Consider the following 17,137-nt stretch of genomic DNA (forward strand, 5'->3'; position numbering starts at 1 on the left):
TCACTCGCCGTTCTTGGTGCTCGCTGAGCCTGTCGCGGGCTTCTTCGCGGCCGGCTGCTTCTTCGCGGCTGTTGCGTTCTTCTTCACTTCTTCTGCCGCGTCTTCCACAGCATCTTCAAGGTCGGATGCGACCTTCTTGCCTGTAGCGATCGCCGAGTCGAGCTTCTTGCCGGGGGTGTCTGCGTTGCCAGCTGCCTTGGCGATCTTGACCACGCCGTTCCAGACAGCACCGGGAACAGCTACGGCTTTGTCGCCCACGTAGCCCTTGACCCTGGTGACCTGGTCCTGCACAGGGTCGAGGTTCCAGACCTTCAACCACTGCGTCTTGATCTGTTCATAGCGCTCGCGTCCGGCGCGCGTGCCGAGTACGTAACCTACGCCGAGTCCGACGACGAGTCCGATCTTCCCCTTCATGGGGTCTCCTCACGTTGTTCCGGTCGAGCCGCTGGCATGAATGCCCTCGGCCAGGATTACCAGCGTAACGCCATATGCCGAAAATGGCATCTATACCTCGAGGGGCTTGACAACTGCGCTTCGCTCAGTCCCAGAGCAGACCGTGGCGAAGGCGGTCTGCCTCCTTCTTCGCGTCTGGGACGACCTGCGCTAGGCCGGTGCCGGCCAGCCACGCACCGACGACGGCAAGCCCGCCAACCTTCTGCACGGCAGCGCGCACCTCGCGTCGCCGGTCTGCTGCTCCGATGAGGGATGCTGGCTGCGACTGAGTGAACCGCGCCCGGTGCGAGGCGATCAGCGCTGACTCAGGCAGCGGCACCCCGAGCATGGTCGAGGCCTCGCTCAGGGCGAGGCGGGCGGCGGCATCATCGTCGAGCTGAGCTGTCGCGGCTGGCTCTCCCTGGGCCCCGAAGGAGACCCGAACGACGTGCCTGTTCCCCGCCGCTTCGCGCAGCCATCCCCACTTAGCGGTGGCATGCGTGAGCGCCTTGGCGATATGGCTCCCAGGGGCCGTGAGCACGCCGGTGCCACGCGGCGCAGCGTCCAGGGCTGGCGCGTCCAGCAGCAGGCTCACGATCTCAATCTCGGGGGCATCGCCAGCATCGCCGAGCCCGCTCACCTGGGCGGTCAGGAGCACGCGAGCGCTGGGCTCCGCGGTCGCGATGACGACAGCATCCGCAGTGAGGGCCTCAGTGATCTGTTCGGGTTCGGCAGCATCGACGCCTTCGACGGCCGCGTTCTCGGTCGGCACGGGAAATGAGACCACCCAGCCGTCGCCCTGACGCTCGAGCGCATTCACTTCCACGCCGGTGCGGATCACGGCGCCGAGCTCGATCAGGTCAGCTGCCAGCGCATCCACAAGAGTGCTCATACCGCCGGCCAGTGCTTCGACTGCGGACCCTGGCGCCTTCTTCGCCCCATCGGCACGCTCGGCGAGCAACTGGGCAACGCCGCCGGAGAGCGATCCGGCTCGGGTGAGAGCCGCGTTCAAGCCGGGGGCCGCGATTTCGACGTCGACATCATCAGGGTCTGCGGAGTAGACCCCGGCTGTCACTGGCGCGACCAGCAGGTCACGCACCTGGTCCCCCATCCGCTTCGCCACGAGCTTTCCGAGGCTGCGTTCGTTGCCGATCGTCAGCGGCGGACGCAGGCGATCCACGTATGCGCGCCATGCACCACGCCATCCGATGATGCGGCGGACATCGTCGGCGAAAGGGTTCGCCGGGATGCCGAGAACGCCACCCTTGGGCAGCGGTGCAGCGCCAACGCCCGGGGCGCCGACCAGCCAGGCACCCGCCGGATTCGGCGTCACGACAAGATCGCTCAAGCCGAGATCGGAGATCAGAGTGCGCACGTGTCCGCCGCGGGTCGCATAGCTTTCGGCGCCGGCATCCACCATGACGCCGTCGAGCTCCGCGCGACGGATCGCACCGCCGAGAACGGAAGAGGCTTCAAGCAGCGTCACCCGCATACCGACCTTGGCGCACTCACGCGCAGCGACCAGCCCGCCGATGCCACCGCCGACGACGACGATGTGACGCTGCGCGGCGCGGGAGGCGAGATCAGCAGCCTCTTCGGTCATGCCTGAGCCCCCTCCGAGCGCGCGTGCACCAGCTCGACGATGCGGGTCAGCTGGGCCGGGTCGGTCTCGGGCGGAACGCCATGGCCGAGGTTGACGATGTGGGCACGAGCGGCACGACCGCGCTCCAGCACGTCGAGAACGTGTGCTTCAAGCACTTCCCAGGGCGCGGACAGAAGGGCCGGGTCGATATTGCCCTGAACCGTGACATCGGGGCCGAGAATGCGGGCTGCCTCATCGAGCGGCTGACGCCAGTCGACACCGACAGCGGATGCGATGCCACCCAGGCGCATGTCATCGAGGAACGGACCCGTACCGACGCCGAAGTGGATCACGGGGACCCCGAGGTCGGCGACGGCAGCCTTCGAGTGCGGAGCGATGAAGGTGCGGTAGTCGCTGGGCTTGAGCGAACCTGCCCACGAGTCGAACAGCTGCAGGGCCGCAGCCCCCGCATCGCGCTGCGCTTCGAGGAACCGGCGCGAAACGCGCGAGAGCCAGCCTGCCAGGCGGTTCCATGCTTCGGGATCGGTATGCATCATTGCCCTGGCACGCAGATGCTCCTTGGACGGACCACCCTCGACCAGATAGGCGGCCAGGGTGAACGGCGCACCGGCGAAACCGATCAGCGGGGTGTCGCCCAGCTCGGCTGTGACGATGCGTACGGCCTCGGCAATGGCCGTGGTGTCGAGCGAGTCAGGGTCGATCGCGGTGATCCTGTCAACATCGGCGCGGGTGCGCACCGGTTCTGCGAACACCGGGCCGCGACCAGGTTCGATCACGACGTCGACACCGGCGAGCTTCAGCGGGATGACGATATCGCTGAAGAACACTGCCGCATCGACACCGTGACGGCGTACCGGCTGCAGCGTGATCTCCGCGGCGAGATCCGGGGTGAGGCAGGCATCCAGCATCCGAGTGCCGACGCGGAGCTCTCGGTATTCCGGAAGTGAGCGTCCGGCCTGACGCATGAACCAGACGGGTGTCTGCTCTGGACGATCTCCGGCGAGTGCGCGCAGCAGCGGGGCTGTGGATGAAGGCATGTCGCCATTGTCCCATTCAGGCCCGAGAACGGCCCTTTCAGCTGGTTCTTCGGCACTCAGCGTAGGATGGCGGGGTGTTGCTGTGTGTGACGGCGAGCCACAAGACCGCCTCCTTCGAAATGCTCGAACGACTGAGCCGCACCCCTGACGACGTTGCGCCGAACCTTCTTCGCCTCGCTCCGTGCGTGCAGGGGGCCGTTATCGTGTCGACGTGCAACCGTTTTGAGGCCTATGTCGAGGTCGATGAGCCCGTGACTGCAGCGGGAGCAGTGGGCGTCGAGGCGGTGCTTGAGGCGATCGAGCAGTCGGCCGGCATCCCCTCCAAGGAACTCGACGGCGCATACACCGTGCACTCAGGACGCCGCGTCGCCGAGCACCTGTTCGCCGTGGCATCCGGGCTGGAGTCCGTCGTCTCCGGCGAGGGCGAGATCGCCGGCCAGGTGCGCCGCGCGTTGAACTCGGCGCGCAAGGACGGCACCACCTCCCCCGAACTCGAACGACTGTTCCAGCGCGCCAGTCAGGCACAGCGCAAGGTCAAGAACGTCACCGCACTCGGCCGTGCTGGCCGTTCCCTCGTGCGTCTCTCGCTGGAACTGGCCGACAGCCGGATCGCGGACTGGTCCGCCGAGCGCGTGCTGCTGGTCGGCACCGGCGCCTACGCCGCAGTCACCCTTGCCACGCTGCGTGAGCGTGGCGCCACGAACATTTCCGTCTACTCACCCTCTGGTCGCGCAGAGCTTTTCGCGAAGAAGCACGACATCGCCGCAGTTGGCGAAGAGGACTACGCCCGCACGGCATCGCTTTCCAGCCTGCTGATCACCTGCACGACGGCGACCGAGCCGGTTCTCGGCCCGGAGCACTTGCAGGCACCGACCGGCCCCGTGCCAGCTGGTTGTCCGATGGGGCAGCACTCTCAGCTCGTGATCGACCTCGGGATGCCGCGCAACGTAGACCCTGCGGTCGCAGGGCTTGAGGGCGTCGCGCTGCTCGATCTCGAGACCATCCGACTGCACGCCCCGCTCGAAGAGCTGCAGGCGACGGATGCTGCGCGCTCCGTGGTTCGCGAAGCCGCCGACACATTCAACGTCGTCGGAGATCGCCAGAGTGTCACCGGCTCAGTCGTAGCGTTCCGCTCGCACATCTTCGCCCTCATGGAGGCCGAGATCGACCGTGCACGCGCCCGCGGCGATGAAGACGGCAAGGTCGAGCAGGCAATGCGACACCTCGCGGGCGTGCTCACGCACACTCCGACGACGCGCGCCCACGAGCTCGCTGCCGAGGGCCGTGGTGACGAGTTCACCGCCGCTCTCAACACGATCTACGGCATCGCGCCGGCAGCAGCTGCCCCGGCGGCATCCGCGATCGCCTGAGCCTCGTCGGGTGCGCCTGCGCGGTTCGCTCGGTTCGCCGCGCGGTTCGCTCGGTTCGCCGTGCGGTTCGCTCGGTTCGCCGTGCGGTTCGCTCGGAGATGTACGTCATGTTCGGAGAGATTCCCCGGATTCGTCCGAAGAAGCGGCACATCTCCGAGGCAACTGCCCGCAAAACAGCGCTGACGCCGCCGCCGTACGAGTGCCACACTGGAGGCATGGCCCTTCATATCACCGGAGACACCGCCGCTGACACGCTGCTCACCGACAACCCGCTCGCACTTCTGGTCGGAATGCTTCTCGATCAGCAGGTGCCGATGGAGACGGCTTTCGCGGGGCCGCTCAAGATCGAGCAGCGCACGGGGGCTGTGGATGCTGCAGCCATCGCCGACATGGATCCCGAGGCGTTCCTCGAGGCGTTCAAGCAGACTCCCGCTGTGCACCGGTTCCCCGGCTCCATGGCCACGCGGGTGCAGTCCCTCTGCCACGAACTCGTCGATTCGTGGGGTGGGGATGCCTCGGCACTGTGGACACAGGGTGAGCCCGACGGCGCTGAGGTGCTGCGGCGTCTGAAGAACCTTCCCGGCTTCGGGGAGCAGAAGGCGAAGATCTTCCTCGCTCTCCTCGGCAAGCAGTACGGCTTCACCGGCGAGGGATGGCGCGAAGCATCCGCTCCCTACGGTGAGGCTGGCGCGCTGCGCAGCGTCGCCGACATCGTCTCGCCCGAGTCGCTCGCGAAGGTCCGCGAGCACAAGAAGGCCATGAAGGCCGAGGCGAAGCTCGCCAAGTGAGGCCGGGCATCCGGTCGGGCGACAACGCCGAGGCCGTTGTCAAGGCCAGTGAGCTGATCGCCCTCGGCGCGCAGACTGAGTACCGATCGTGACACTGGAGGCGACGATGTCGAGAAACGTCCGAAAGATGCAGTGCCCGCCTGAGGCTGTGTTCCGCGTGCTGGCAGACGGCTGGGTCTATCCCGGTTGGGTCGTGGGAGCTTCGCGAATGCGGGACGTTGATGAATCGTGGCCGGAGCCCGGCGCGCGGCTGCACCACTCCGTCGGTGTCTGGCCTGCGCTTCTCGACGACTCGACGAGCAGCGTGACGTGGAATCCGCCGCGTCAGATGGTGATGACGGCACGCGGCTGGCCGATCGGCGAGGCACGAGTGACCATCGACATCAAACCCTTCGGTGACGGATGCCTCGTTCGCATCCAGGAGGAGGCCGTCAGGGGACCGGCGAAGGCGATACCGACCGCCCTGACGGACGTGCTGCTGCAGTGGCGCAATGCGGAGACCTTGCACCGGCTGGCGTACCTGGCCGAGGGACTCCACGCGAAGAGCCCTCTCACCTCGTCGGAAGCTCGATGACTGCCCGTCCGCACGAGGTCGACGCGACCGTCGTCGGTGCAGGTCCCAACGGTCTCGCTGCAGCGGTGACACTCGCACGCGCCGGCCTATCGGTGCGAGTGTTCGAGCGCGCGTCCACTGCGGGCGGCGGCGCGGCAACTGCCGAACTCACGCTGCCCGGCTTCCATCACGATGTGTGCTCGGCGGTGCATCCGCTCGCCTTCGAGTCGCGTTTCTTCCGCGAGTTCGGCCTCACCCGTCGCGTGTCCTTCGCGGTGCCAGAGATCTCGTTCGCGCATCCGCTCGATGGCGGCAGGGCCGGGGTCGCCTACCGCGATCTGGAGCGCACGGCAGAAGGACTCGGTGCGGACGGCAAGTCGTACGCCAACCTGCTGCGTCCTCTTGTCGAGCGAGCGACGAGAGTCGCCGATTTCACCGGCGACACCCTCCTGCGCATCCCCCGGGACATTCCGACCGCCCTAACTTTCGGCCTGGCGGCTTTGGAGCAGGGCAGCCCGCTGTGGAACGCGCGCTTCCGCGATGATGTGGCGCCGGCCATGCTCACCGGCGTCGCGTCGCACACGATTCTGCCGCTGCCTGGCCTAGCCAGCGCGGGCGCAGGACTTGCACTGACGGCGTACGCGCATGCGAAGGGGTGGCCAATTCCGATCGGCGGAAGCCAGAGCATCATCGACGCGATGGTCGACGACCTCCTGGCGCACGGCGGCGAGCTCGTGACGGATCACGAAGTCACCTCTCTCGACGAGCTGCCGGCATCGCGCGTGACACTGCTCGACGTCACGCCGCGCGCGCTGAGCACGATCGCCGGAGATCGGATGCCGGAGCGGTATCGCCGCGCGCTTGCCCGGTTCCGCTACGGCAACGCCGTGGCGAAGGTCGACTTCGCACTGTCGCAGCCCGTTCCGTGGTCGCATCCCGAGCTGCACGGGGCGGGCACGCTGCACCTGGGCGGTACGCGCGCGGAGATCGCCGCCGCCGAGAACGCCGTCGCACATGGCAGGCTCTCGGATTCGCCGTACGTTCTCGTCTCACAGCCCTCGCTGTTCGATGACACCCGTGCTCCGGCAGGTCAGCACACACTGTGGGCGTACACGCATGTGCCGGCCGCATCGGGAGCCGATCGCTCCGACGAGGTGATTCGACAGATCGAGCGCTTCGCGCCCGGGTTCCGCGACACGATCCTCGGGATCTCTTCGCGCACCGCGATCGACGTCGCACGACACAATCCGAACTATCCGCGGGGCGACATCTCCGCCGGCACGCCAGATCTCTCGCAACTACTACGTCGGCCGGTACTCAGCCCGGATCCATGGCGCACACCGATGGACGGCATCTACCTCTGCGGAGCATCCACCACACCCGGTCCCGGCGTCCACGGACTGTCGGGATGGCATGCGGCGCTGAGCGTTCTGAGACACGACTTCGGCACCAGGACGCTGCCGGATCTCGCCCCCGTCGATACTTCTGCCGGAGACTGAGGCTATGAAGCAGACCGGAACAAACGTAGCCGCATTCATCGCCGACGTGTCATCAGCAACCAGACGACGGGATGCTGAGACGCTGACCGCGCTCCTTCAAGACATCAGCGGCCGCGAACCGCAGCTGTGGGGCACGATCATCGGCTTCGGATCGTGCCACTACCAATACCCGACCGGCAACGAGGGCGATATGCCGGTCCTCGCGTTCGCGCCGCGCAAGGCAGCATCGACAATCTATCTGGACGACACTGGCCGTTACAGCGAAGAGCTCGCGCAGCTCGGCCCGCACACCCTGGGCAAAGGATGCCTGTACATCAAGGACCTCGAGAAGGTCGATCTCGACGTCCTCCGGGGCATCCTAGATAGCACTCTCGCCTGGACCGAAGCCGGCGGCAGCGACCAGGTGGAGATCACTATCACCGGCTGACCCCGCCCGCTTCCACCGGGGCCCCGCCGAGTCGTCGGGCGCTCAGGCGCCCTTGAGCCGGTCGGCCAGGTACTGGCCCAGATCGTCGACGGAGATGCGCTCCTGCGCCATCGTGTCGCGGTCACGGACCGTCACTGCATGGTCGTCAAGGGAGTCGAAGTCGACCGTGACACAGAACGGCGTGCCGATCTCATCCTGACGGCGATAGCGCCGACCGATGGCACCCGCGTCGTCGAAGTCGATCGCCCAGCGGCCACGCAGCGAGTCAGCAACCTCACGCGCAAGCGGCGAGAGTCGCTCGTTGCGCGACAGGGGGAGCACAGCAACCTTGACCGGAGCCAAACGCGGGTCGAGCTTGAGAACCGTACGAGTGTCGGTGCCACCCTTCGCGTTGGGCACCTCTTCCTCGACGTAGGAGTCGACGAGGAACGCCATCATCGAGCGAGTGAGTCCGAAGGACGGCTCGATCACGTACGGGGTGTAGCGCTCGCCGGAGGCCTGGTCGAAGTACGTCAGGCTCGTACCGGATGCCTCGGAGTGGCTGTTGAGGTCGTAATCGGTGCGGTTCGCCACACCCATCAACTCGCCCCACTCCTTGCCGGTAAAGCCAAAGCGGTACTCGAAGTCGATGGTGCCTGCAGAGTAGTGCGCGCGCTCATCTTCAGGCACGTCGAACTGACGCATGTTCTCGGGATTGATGCCGAGATCGAGGAACCAGGCCCAGCAGGCTTCCACCCAGTGCTCGAACCATTCCTGAGCCTCGGCCGGCGGAACGAAGAACTCGATCTCCATCTGCTCGAACTCGCGGGTACGGAAGATGAAGTTTCCGGGGGTGATCTCGTTGCGGAAGGCCTTGCCGACCTGGCCGATACCGAACGGCGGCTTCTTGCGGCTCGCGGTGAGCACGTTCGTGAAGTTCACGAAGATGCCCTGTGCTGTCTCGGGGCGCAGGAAGTACATGCCCGACTCGTCGTCGACGACACCAAGATAGGTCTTCACCAGGCCAGAGAATGCCTTGGGCTCGGTGTACTGCCCCTTGTTGCCGCAGTGCGGGCAGGGCACGTCCGCCAGACCGTTCTCCGCCTTGCGACCCTTGCGTGCCTCGAAGTCTTCGACGAGGTTGTCGGCACGGAAGCGCTTGTGGCAGCTCAGGCATTCAACGAGCGGATCGCTGAACGTCGCGACGTGACCAGACGCTTCCCACACACGCTTGGGAAGGATGATCGAGGAGTCCAAACCCACCATGTCGCCGCGACCGCGGACGAAGGTCTGCCACCACTGGCGGCGGATGTTCTCCTTGAGCTCGGTGCCGAGCGGACCGTAGTCCCAGGCCGAGCGCGAACCGCCGTAGATCTCACCCGCTTGGAACACGAACCCGCGGTGGCGGGCGAGGCTGATGACCTTGTCAAGGCGGGACTGTTCGGCCACGGTGGCTCCAATGGTCGGAAGGGGTGGATTCATTCGGCGCGCGGACATGCCGCGGCATCCTCCATCTTATCTGCGCCCCCGCGCCGGTTCAGCCCCGGACGGATGCCGCAGCAGCGGCAGCCCGCGTCAGCCAGGCCGGAGCCTTCCCCACCCGCGTGAACGCGACGAGCCGCCCCTGCTCACTGTCTGCGATGAGCTGCGCGGCACGAGAGATGCGAGTCTCGGGACGCTTGGCCGTCGCGATCCAGTGCCGCACGGTCTTGCGGTACCCGGGCGTCGCCGCATCAAGGAAGGCCTGCGCTGCAGACGATGAGGAAAGCACGGCCTGCACCTCGGGTTCGAGCTCCGCCTCGCCGTTCTCGTGCGAGTAGGTGCCCGTGCGTGCGGCGCTGCGCGCTTCGAACGCGGCGAGACCGGCCGGCGCCATCCGTCCTTCGTCGATGAGTCGCTCGACATGCGCAATGTTGATCTTCGACCAGGTACTGCCCGGCTTTCGCGGCGTCCACCGTTGCCGCCGGCGATCGTCGTCGATGGGCTGCGAGAGAGAGTCGATCCATCCGAAGCACAGCCCCTCGGGAACGGCATCTGCCCAGCTCAGACCACGATCGGCGACGTGCGCCTTGCGCACCTCCATCCACAGCTCCGTCGCGGTGGCGTGATGATGCTCCAGCCACGCGCGGAACTCCCCCGCCTCACGGAAGAAGACGGCCGGCTTCTCGGCCGACCCGCCGGGCTGCCCCATCGCGTCATCCATGCGATTCAGAATGCCACGAACCTCGGACAAGCGCTCAGCGGTTCGGAAACGCTTCTCCTCCGCCAGCCGCGAGAGACTTCGCGACGATGTCGATGTACTCGTTCATCATCGCTTCTGGCATCGCGGGCATCGACTGCTCCCAGTACGGAAGGATCGCCCCGCGCCCCTGCATCATCCCGGCCGGGCGCGCGTACACCCACAGGTGAAGGTGCGCCGAGCCGTCATTCCAACGCGAGAAGTGGCATCGGGCAACGGCCGGGATCGCCTTGGTCGCCTCCGATACTCGCTGCAGCACGGGTCCGAGCCCTGCGAGCACCTCGATCGGCGCATCTTCAAGTTTCACGTGGCGACGTGGCGAGATCGACCCGACGAACGGCAGTCCAACGCCGCCCTCGAAACCAGAGTTCACCTGCCACTCGTCGTCCTGCCAGATCGTGCGCTTCGACGGCTTGCAGTGCCCGCACTCGCTGGCATCCATCTCGCCGTGGCGGGGGTTCTCCGGCACCAGCATCGGCTCGATCGGGAGGAGCTCGAACGCCGCGATGCTGGGTGCCGGGCCGCTGCCCGGAACGCGGGACGTGTCGAGGGTCTGGCCGATCGGTGCCCAGCGGTGCCAGTCTGTGTCGGCCGGGTGCTGCGTGAATTCTGCCTCGGAGGTCATACGTACATGAAACCAGAACCACCACGCTGGCATCCGCGGAACGATGCCGGAATGCGCGGCTCATTCAGTGAACAAATATCCCCGGGCGACGTCGAAGCCGGCGATGCGCAGACCGCGGCCGAGCAGCTCCTCCATCTCGCCGCGCAGGCGCAGGCGCCATTCGTGCGCAGCGGCGGGGTCAGTCTCGCGCATACCTTCGATGCCGGAGGGAATCTCCAGCGTCGCGACGACAGCCTCTTCGGCAGGTGGCTTGGCGATATCTGCGAGCGCCCAGCGGACATCGAGCCGGTCACTCTCATCGCCAGCATCCCCGCCGCCGAAGATGCCGTAGTTGTTGACCGAGTAGCCGGTTACGCGAGCCCCGAGGACAGTAAGGAAGAAGTGCGCATTGCGGGCGACGAGCGGGTCGAACGTCCAGGTGATCTGGCCGACGCCGCGTGAGAACGCCCACTGCCGCTGGTGCTCCTTGAGCTCACGGCCCCAGCCCCGCCCCCGATACTCAGGCAGCAGCGCCGTGATGTGCGAGTGCATCGTGCGCTGATCAGGAGCACCGAAGAAGGCGATCGACGCGCCGACCATCTCTTCCTCGCCGGGCTCGTCGTCGAAGAGCCCTACGACGTAGTTTCCCGACTGCTCGAGGGCGCGTAGGGTGCCAGCGTCGATGACGCGCTCCGGCCCGCGGATCGCGTCAAGCAGCGACTGCGCCTGGATGATGAGTTCAACGGTGTCGAGTTCACGGATGCTTCGCACACCCCCCAGTCTGCCCCTCACTGAGCGCTGTGGGAAACCTCGATTGCCACGCCGCGAGAAGAGTCACCGAATGAGCTGCCGAATGTCTGCGCACGACACCAATACCTGACTGCCCAGGCGGGCATAGGAATCCCAGTGTTGTGAACGCAAACATTTCGGGGTTTAATGGTTTCCACGGGCGCGGATGTCTCACAGCATCCGTCCTGACCGTCAGTCACATGACCCTCAAAGGGGAGAACACTTCATGGCAACCAAACGAATCACGCGCACCGCAGCCGTCGTCACCGTCGGCGCCCTCTCAGCGTTCGGTCTCGCAGCATGCAGCTCGGCAGGCGACGCAGGAAGCGACAACGCCTCCGGCGAGGCGGTCACGATCGAGTACATGCACCGCCTCGACAATGGCGCAGACATGGCCACTGTCGCTGAGATCACTGAGCGCTGGAACGAAGAGCACCCCGACATTCAGGTCAAGACGACCAAGTTCGATGGTGCCGCGACTGACATGATCCTCAAGCTTGAGACCGATGTGAAGGCCGGCAACGCGCCGTGCCTCGCCCAGGTCGGCTACTCCGAGGCTCCCCAGCTCTACGTGAAGGGTCTCCTCGAAGACGTCACGACCGAGGCTGAGAAGTACGCGGACAACTTCTCCGCTGGCGCCTTCGCCGGCATGCGCGTCGGCGATGTCGTCGTCGGCCTGCCCCAGGACGTCGGTCCGCTGGTCTACTTCTACAACGAGGCAGAGTTCGAGGCCCTCGGCCTTGAGGCCCCGACCACGATCGAAGAGCTCACGGCAGAGTCGGCCACGGCAGCAGCCGCTGGCAAGTACCTCACCGCGTTCTCGGCGGACGAGGCTACCCACTGGCTCGCCGCGCAGTCCGCTGCAGCCGGCGATACCTGGTTCTCCACCGAGGGTGACGAGTGGGTCGTCGACACTGAGGGCGAAGGCTCGCAGACCGTCGCCGCGTTCTGGCAGAACCTGCTCGACACCAACCAGACTCTGAAGGCCGACCGCTGGGGCGAGCCCTTCACGATTGCCCTCAACGACGGCAGCCTCATCGGCCACGTCGGCGCCGCCTGGGAGGCGGGCTTCCTGCTCGACTCGCTTGATGGCACGGATGCCGAAGGCCAGTGGCGCATCGCGCAGCTGCCCGACTTCGGTGCAGGCCAGCAGACCGGCCCCGACGGCGGCTCCGGTGTCGCAGTCCTGAAGGGCTGCGAGAACCCGGCCGAGGCCATGGAGTTCAACAACTGGTTCAACACGCAGATCGATGACCTCGCGTCTCAGGGTCTCGTCGTCGCTGCCGCGGGCACGCCCGAGACCAGCGAGAAGATGCTGCGCCAGTTCGGCGGCCAGGAAGTGCTCGAAGAGCTCGCCACTGCCACCGCCAACATGAACCCGGACTTCCCCTACGCGCCCGGATTCTCCACCCTCTCGGCGATGAACGAAACGGCAGCGGCTGTCGTCTCAGGCGACGCGCAGGTCGCGGACATCTTCACCACCGCCCAGAACACGGCGGTCAAGGCGCTGACTGACCTCGGCTTGCCCGTAGCCGAGTAATTCCCCCGCTCTCTGAGCACGCAGTTCCGGCGGAGGACACGACGATAATGTGTCCTCCGCCGGACCTATTTACTTCGAAAGGTGAGATCACGCTGTGACCACTACCGCTGAGACCATCGGCCGACGGCCGCGCACGAGAAAGGGATTCCGCGCACGACAGGAAGCGCGCAACGGCTGGTTCTTCATGGCCCCGTTCGCCGCCCTGTTCATCGTGGTATTCCTGGTCCCGATCGTCATCTCGGTGCGATCAGCGTTCTTCGCGCAGGTTCCCGCGGGTGAAGGACTGTTCGGTGGAGGCGAGCTGGTCGACACCTTCGTCGGCTTCGACCAGCTGATCGCCGCAGCAACCAACGGTGCTTTCTGGGGCGGTATGGGGCGCGTCGTCATCTACGCCGCGTTCCAGATCCCGGTGATGATCATCTTCGCCCTCGCACTCGCACTGCTGCTGGATTCCTTCATTGTGCGGCGCCCGGCGATCTTCCGCCTTGCCTTCTTCCTCCCGTTCGCGATCCCCGGCGTGATCGCGGCAATGATCTGGCTGTACATGTACACCCCGGAGGTCTCGCCGTTCATGCAGTTCCTGCCCGAAGGCACGAATTTCATGGCCCCGACCACGATCCTCGCCTCGATGGCCAACATGACCACCTGGACCTACACCGGGTACAACATGTTGATCTTCCTCGCCGCGCTCCAGTCAATCCCGCGCGAGTTGTACGAAGCAGCGCGCCTCGATGGAGCAAACGGCTTCCAGATCGCCACGAAGATCAAGGTCCCGATGGTGCGCGGCGCGGCTCTGCTCGCGATTCTGCTGTCGATCATCGGCACGGTCCAGCTCTTCAACGAGCCGGTCATCATGGAGGGGGCGAACTCCTGGATGGGCCTGGACTACACGCCGATGATGCTGACCTACAACTCGATGATGGGTGAGATCTCCCCCTCTGGCAGCGGTCCGGCATCCGCCTATTCCCTGCTGATGGCAGTTATTGCCGGTGCTCTCGCCGTCATCTACTCATTCGCACAGCGCAAGAAGGCGAACTGACATGAGCACCACAAGACTGATCACCGCCCCCGCGACAAAGCGCAAGCCGCGCAAGGTTTCTGCTGCGGATGCCGACATGCCGCCGCGTTCCGTAGCGCCCAGCCCGGTCGCCAAGACCGTCGGAATCATCGCGCTCGTCGTTGCGCTGCTGTACTTCCTCATGCCGGTCTACTGGGTCATCGTGGCATCGACGAAGAGCAACGCCGATCTGACCAACACCTTCGGCTTCTGGTTTGCGAACTGGAACCTGGACACCAACTACGACAGCCTCATGAGCTGGACGCAGGGCATGTTCTGGCGATGGGTCGGCAACTCGGTTCTGTACTCGAGCGTCGCGGGTGTCATCGGCACACTGTTCGCGATCATGGCGGGATACGCGATCGCGAAGTTCGTCTTCCCCGGCAAGAAGATCGCCGTGAGCATCATCATGGCGGGGCTCCTGCTGCCGGTCGCCCTCCTCACCGTGCCGTTGTACATGGAGTTCCACGCTCTGGGCCTCACGAACACGATGTGGGCGATCATCATCCCCTCGGCAGTGTCTCCGTTCGGCGTCTTCCTCGGAATGGTCTACGCCGAATCGTCGGTGCCGACCGAGCTACTTGAGGCCGCGCGCATCGACGGCGCAAGTGAGCCTCGAATCTTCTTCACGATCGTGCTGCGTCTGCTGACACCGGCGATGGTGACGATCTTCCTGTTCATCTTTGTGGCGACCTGGAACAACTTCCTGTTGCCCTTGATGATGATTTCCAGCGCGGAGCTGAAGCCGGTGACCCTCGGCCTCTACGGCATGATGAGCTACTTCGCCCCTGACAAGGGCGCGGTCATGCTCGGCGCCCTGCTGGGCGTCATCCCGCTGATCATCCTGTTCTTCAGCCTGCAGCGCTTCTGGCAGTCGGGCCTGGCCGCCGGTGCGGTCAAGGGCTGATCCCCCCTACGCAAGAAGGGCTCGCGACTTCGGTCGCGAGCCCTCCTTGCTTTGTCAGCTTCTTTCACCGACGGATGCTGGTCAGCTGAGCAGCCGCGTCTCCATGTCGGTGATGACTCCGCCGTCGCTGGTCAGCAGAAGCAGAGAACTCGGCGAGCCTCCCTCGGAGGCCAGCACCCCGAACCCGTCGCCGAGCTCGACAATCTCGAATTCGTAGTCACGCGCGAAGCGATGGAACTCCGCAGCCTGCGATGCGACCTGCTCTGCCCCGCGCACAATGTGCAGCCCGTCAGGCCCGCGATCAACACGGAACTCGACGTCCGGATGCAAAACACTGACGAGCCGTCCGAAGTCTCCGCTGTTGGCGGCCGCGAGAAACGCATCGACGGCGACCCGCTGCTCCTGCCTGCTCGCGCGCACCTGCGGTGAAGTGGGAGCCGCCCCGCGGACGCGTTCGCGTGCACGACTGGCCAGCTTGCGCGTGGCCTGTGGCGTGCGGGCGACGACGTCGGCGATGTCGTCGAATGGCAGTCCGAAGACGTCGTGCAGCACGTACGCCAGTCGCTCATCGGGCTGGAGTTGCTCGAGCACGAGCATGAGCGCGTAGCCGACGCGGTCCATGGTCTCGGCCCGCACCGCTGGGCCGTTCTCCTCGGGCGGCGCTTCGATATCAGGCAGGACATCGAGCGGATTCTCCCGCCGACGAGTGCGGGAGCGGAGCTGATCAAGGCAGATCCTGCTCACGACTCTGGTGAGCCACGCACGCTGCTCGTCGATCAACTCATCGGAACGCACGAGTCGAAACCACGACTCCTGAACAGCGTCCTCGGCATCAGCCCGCGAGCCGAGCATCCGATAGGCGACCGTCGTGAGATACCGGCGATGGCTGTCGAATTCTGCCGCGAGCACTGTGGAATCACTCATAGTCTCTCTCCTGTCCTGCGAGGTTACCGTGCGGATTCCGGGTCAGGCGCGAAAGTCCGCGAGAACAGATTTGACGGGTCATAGGTGTTCTTGACGTCGGCCAATCGGCGCCCGGTGGATTCCGGAAACACGGATGCCACGGCATCCGCCGCCGTTCCATCCAAAGAGTTCGCGTAGGCACCATCGGTGAACGGGGCGAGCACGCTCCACACGTGGTCCAACCGTGTGCGCAGATCCTCATAGGCCGCGTCTGGAGCAACAGCGAAGGTGCTCACCATGAGTTCTGCGTGACGATGCGCGAAGGCCGTGGCGTCGGATGGTGTCTCACCGAAGGCCCCGCCAAGGCTGTGCAGCACGATCGACGCCGGCTGCGTCTCGCTCGCCACTCGCGCTATGGTCTTGGCCGCGGCATCCGCTGACTCAGCGCCGATGAATCCGCTTCGCAACGCAACTCGCATGCCCGGGGGAAACTCGACACCGGGGTGCAAGATGTCCCGATAGGGAAGCTGTCGAACGTCCTCCGACAACGGCGCACCAGCCTGCGAAAGCACGGCCAACGCGCCATCGATGGCACCGGCGTCGCACCTCGCGAACGTCACCTCAATGGGCGCATCGAGCCCGCCGGCGAAAGGGTTCGCCAGAACCATGGTCGAACTGATCTCCTTCGATGCAGTGCGCATGAAACGCGACCACGCAGGAACAATCTGCTCTGCCCGATCGGCCGGGAACGTGAGCGAGGCGAACGTGAACATCGGGGCGGGTTGCGCTTCGAACTCGAAGGCCGTCACGACACCGTATGCGCCACCGCCACCGCGCAAGGCCCAGAACAGCTCGGCGTGATGTGTCTCGTCGACGACGATCACCTCGCCCGCTGCGGTCACCACCTCGGCTGCGCGGAGATGATCGAGGGTGAGGCCGTGCCGGCGCACAAGCCATCCGATTCCGCCAGAGAGCGTCAGCCCGCCGACGCCGACATCTGCGGTGTCTCCGGACGAGATCACCAGCCCTTGGGGTGCTAGCGCGTCTGCGACCTGCTGCCAGCGGGCTCCGCCGCCGACCTTCACTCGTCGTTCGTCGAGAAGCTCCACGGAGTCGAGTGCGCCGAGGTCGATGACGATGCCACCGTCGACGGTGCTGAGCCCGGCGGCAGAATGGCCACCCCCACGCACGACGAGCGGAAGATCGGATGCCGCGGCAAGGCGCACCGCGCGCTGGACGTCAGCGATATCGGACGGACGCAGAACCAGTGCCGGAGCGGCAAACGTGAGCGCCGTGCGCGCCGCCTTGGCATAGTCCGGCGAATCGGGTGTGATGATCGTGCCGGTGAAATCCTCAAGCAGGTCGTCGAGTGTTGCAGGCATGGGGTCTCCTTCAGATGTCCGCCGGTAT

17 protein-coding genes are annotated in these 17,137 nt (G+C 65.7%); 8 read left to right on the top strand and 9 right to left on the bottom strand.

Going from position 1 to position 17,137, the window contains the following annotated elements; all coding sequences use genetic code 11:
• The 3 genes from AC1C2Q_RS07660 to hemE form a co-directional block, all read right to left on the bottom strand.
• A complete protein-coding gene (locus AC1C2Q_RS07660) occupies window positions 1-414 on the bottom strand; it encodes a hypothetical protein (protein ID WP_495449605.1) in 414 nt (137 codons plus the stop codon).
• Between the two features lie 124 nt (window positions 415-538).
• The gene (hemG, locus tag AC1C2Q_RS07665; RefSeq protein WP_495449606.1) at window positions 539-2,035 is read right to left on the bottom strand and encodes a protoporphyrinogen oxidase; all 1,497 of its coding nucleotides are present in this window, start codon (window positions 2,033-2,035) and stop codon (window positions 539-541) included.
• Entirely contained in the window at window positions 2,032-3,072 is a 1,041-nt protein-coding gene (hemE, locus tag AC1C2Q_RS07670; protein ID WP_495449607.1) for a uroporphyrinogen decarboxylase, read from the bottom strand. Before hemE ends, hemG begins: the two co-directional genes overlap by 4 nt.
• Window positions 3,073-3,146: 74 nt before the next feature.
• Here hemE and AC1C2Q_RS07675 point away from each other — a divergent pair, with 74 nt between their 5' ends.
• From AC1C2Q_RS07675 to AC1C2Q_RS07695, 5 genes are all read left to right on the top strand, one after another.
• Window positions 3,147-4,442 (top strand): glutamyl-tRNA reductase, encoded by a 1,296-nt coding sequence (locus AC1C2Q_RS07675; protein WP_495449608.1) that lies wholly within the window; start codon window positions 3,147-3,149, stop codon window positions 4,440-4,442.
• A gap of 215 nt (window positions 4,443-4,657) precedes the next feature.
• On the top strand, window positions 4,658-5,230 hold the full coding sequence (locus AC1C2Q_RS07680; RefSeq protein ID WP_495430499.1) for an HhH-GPD-type base excision DNA repair protein: 573 nt from the start codon (window positions 4,658-4,660) through the stop codon (window positions 5,228-5,230).
• A 106-nt stretch (window positions 5,231-5,336) separates the two neighbouring features.
• Complete coding sequence (locus tag AC1C2Q_RS07685) at window positions 5,337-5,804, top strand: SRPBCC family protein (RefSeq protein WP_495449609.1); 468 nt, start codon at window positions 5,337-5,339, stop codon at window positions 5,802-5,804.
• Window positions 5,801-7,282, top strand: a complete 1,482-nt coding sequence (locus AC1C2Q_RS07690; RefSeq protein ID WP_495449610.1) for a phytoene desaturase family protein — start codon at window positions 5,801-5,803, stop codon at window positions 7,280-7,282. The genes AC1C2Q_RS07685 and AC1C2Q_RS07690 overlap by 4 nt, the downstream gene beginning before the upstream one ends.
• Before the next feature lie 4 nt (window positions 7,283-7,286).
• Window positions 7,287-7,709 (top strand): DUF1801 domain-containing protein, encoded by a 423-nt coding sequence (locus AC1C2Q_RS07695; RefSeq protein ID WP_495449611.1) that lies wholly within the window; start codon window positions 7,287-7,289, stop codon window positions 7,707-7,709.
• 42 nt (window positions 7,710-7,751) lie between these two features.
• On the opposite strand, the gene AC1C2Q_RS07700 is transcribed toward AC1C2Q_RS07695, so the two are convergent.
• From AC1C2Q_RS07700 to AC1C2Q_RS07715, 4 genes are all read right to left on the bottom strand, one after another.
• On the bottom strand, window positions 7,752-9,137 hold the full coding sequence (locus AC1C2Q_RS07700; protein ID WP_495430503.1) for a glycine--tRNA ligase: 1,386 nt from the start codon (window positions 9,135-9,137) through the stop codon (window positions 7,752-7,754).
• A gap of 88 nt (window positions 9,138-9,225) precedes the next feature.
• Window positions 9,226-9,891 (bottom strand): YdeI/OmpD-associated family protein, encoded by a 666-nt coding sequence (locus AC1C2Q_RS07705; RefSeq protein WP_495449612.1) that lies wholly within the window; start codon window positions 9,889-9,891, stop codon window positions 9,226-9,228.
• Window positions 9,892-9,925: 34 nt separating this feature from the next.
• Window positions 9,926-10,552 (bottom strand): hypothetical protein, encoded by a 627-nt coding sequence (locus AC1C2Q_RS07710; RefSeq protein WP_495449613.1) that lies wholly within the window; start codon window positions 10,550-10,552, stop codon window positions 9,926-9,928.
• A 60-nt stretch (window positions 10,553-10,612) separates the two neighbouring features.
• A complete protein-coding gene (locus tag AC1C2Q_RS07715) occupies window positions 10,613-11,302 on the bottom strand; it encodes a GNAT family N-acetyltransferase (RefSeq protein ID WP_495449614.1) in 690 nt (229 codons plus the stop codon).
• 244 nt (window positions 11,303-11,546) lie between these two features.
• Here AC1C2Q_RS07715 and AC1C2Q_RS07720 point away from each other — a divergent pair, with 244 nt between their 5' ends.
• The 3 genes from AC1C2Q_RS07720 to AC1C2Q_RS07730 all read left to right on the top strand — a co-directional run bounded on the left by AC1C2Q_RS07720 (window position 11,547) and on the right by AC1C2Q_RS07730 (window position 14,824).
• A complete protein-coding gene (locus AC1C2Q_RS07720; protein ID WP_495430507.1) occupies window positions 11,547-12,860 on the top strand; it encodes an ABC transporter substrate-binding protein in 1,314 nt (437 codons plus the stop codon).
• 94 nt (window positions 12,861-12,954) lie between these two features.
• Window positions 12,955-13,899, top strand: coding sequence for a carbohydrate ABC transporter permease (locus AC1C2Q_RS07725; RefSeq protein WP_495449615.1), 945 nt, complete (start codon window positions 12,955-12,957; stop codon window positions 13,897-13,899).
• Between the two features lies 1 nt (window position 13,900).
• Window positions 13,901-14,824, top strand: coding sequence for a carbohydrate ABC transporter permease (locus AC1C2Q_RS07730; RefSeq protein WP_495430509.1), 924 nt, complete (start codon window positions 13,901-13,903; stop codon window positions 14,822-14,824).
• Between the two features lie 81 nt (window positions 14,825-14,905).
• Here AC1C2Q_RS07730 and AC1C2Q_RS07735 read toward each other — a convergent pair whose 3' ends face one another.
• The gene (locus AC1C2Q_RS07735) at window positions 14,906-15,748 is read right to left on the bottom strand and encodes a sigma-70 family RNA polymerase sigma factor (protein ID WP_495449616.1); all 843 of its coding nucleotides are present in this window, start codon (window positions 15,746-15,748) and stop codon (window positions 14,906-14,908) included.
• Between the two features lie 23 nt (window positions 15,749-15,771).
• Window positions 15,772-17,109, bottom strand: a complete 1,338-nt coding sequence (locus AC1C2Q_RS07740; RefSeq protein WP_495449617.1) for an FAD-binding oxidoreductase — start codon at window positions 17,107-17,109, stop codon at window positions 15,772-15,774.
• Window positions 17,110-17,137 lie beyond the last annotated feature (28 nt).

The sequence above is a fragment of the Microbacterium sp. Y356 genome, from assembly GCF_059445355.1.

Coding starts and splice junctions, on each gene's coding strand:
- AC1C2Q_RS07730 (WP_495430509.1), top strand. CDS start 13,901: ATGAGCACCACAAGACTGATCACCGCCCCCGCGACAAAGCGCAAGCCG.
- AC1C2Q_RS07710 (WP_495449613.1), bottom strand. CDS start 10,552: ATGACCTCCGAGGCAGAATTCACGCAGCACCCGGCCGACACAGACTGG.
- hemE (WP_495449607.1), bottom strand. CDS start 3,072: ATGCCTTCATCCACAGCCCCGCTGCTGCGCGCACTCGCCGGAGATCGT.
- AC1C2Q_RS07690 (WP_495449610.1), top strand. CDS start 5,801: ATGACTGCCCGTCCGCACGAGGTCGACGCGACCGTCGTCGGTGCAGGT.
- AC1C2Q_RS07740 (WP_495449617.1), bottom strand. CDS start 17,109: ATGCCTGCAACACTCGACGACCTGCTTGAGGATTTCACCGGCACGATC.
- AC1C2Q_RS07720 (WP_495430507.1), top strand. CDS start 11,547: ATGGCAACCAAACGAATCACGCGCACCGCAGCCGTCGTCACCGTCGGC.
- AC1C2Q_RS07695 (WP_495449611.1), top strand. CDS start 7,287: ATGAAGCAGACCGGAACAAACGTAGCCGCATTCATCGCCGACGTGTCA.
- AC1C2Q_RS07680 (WP_495430499.1), top strand. CDS start 4,658: ATGGCCCTTCATATCACCGGAGACACCGCCGCTGACACGCTGCTCACC.
- AC1C2Q_RS07685 (WP_495449609.1), top strand. CDS start 5,337: ATGTCGAGAAACGTCCGAAAGATGCAGTGCCCGCCTGAGGCTGTGTTC.
- hemG (WP_495449606.1), bottom strand. CDS start 2,035: ATGACCGAAGAGGCTGCTGATCTCGCCTCCCGCGCCGCGCAGCGTCAC.
- AC1C2Q_RS07660 (WP_495449605.1), bottom strand. CDS start 414: ATGAAGGGGAAGATCGGACTCGTCGTCGGACTCGGCGTAGGTTACGTA.
- AC1C2Q_RS07735 (WP_495449616.1), bottom strand. CDS start 15,748: ATGAGTGATTCCACAGTGCTCGCGGCAGAATTCGACAGCCATCGCCGG.
- AC1C2Q_RS07705 (WP_495449612.1), bottom strand. CDS start 9,891: ATGGATGACGCGATGGGGCAGCCCGGCGGGTCGGCCGAGAAGCCGGCC.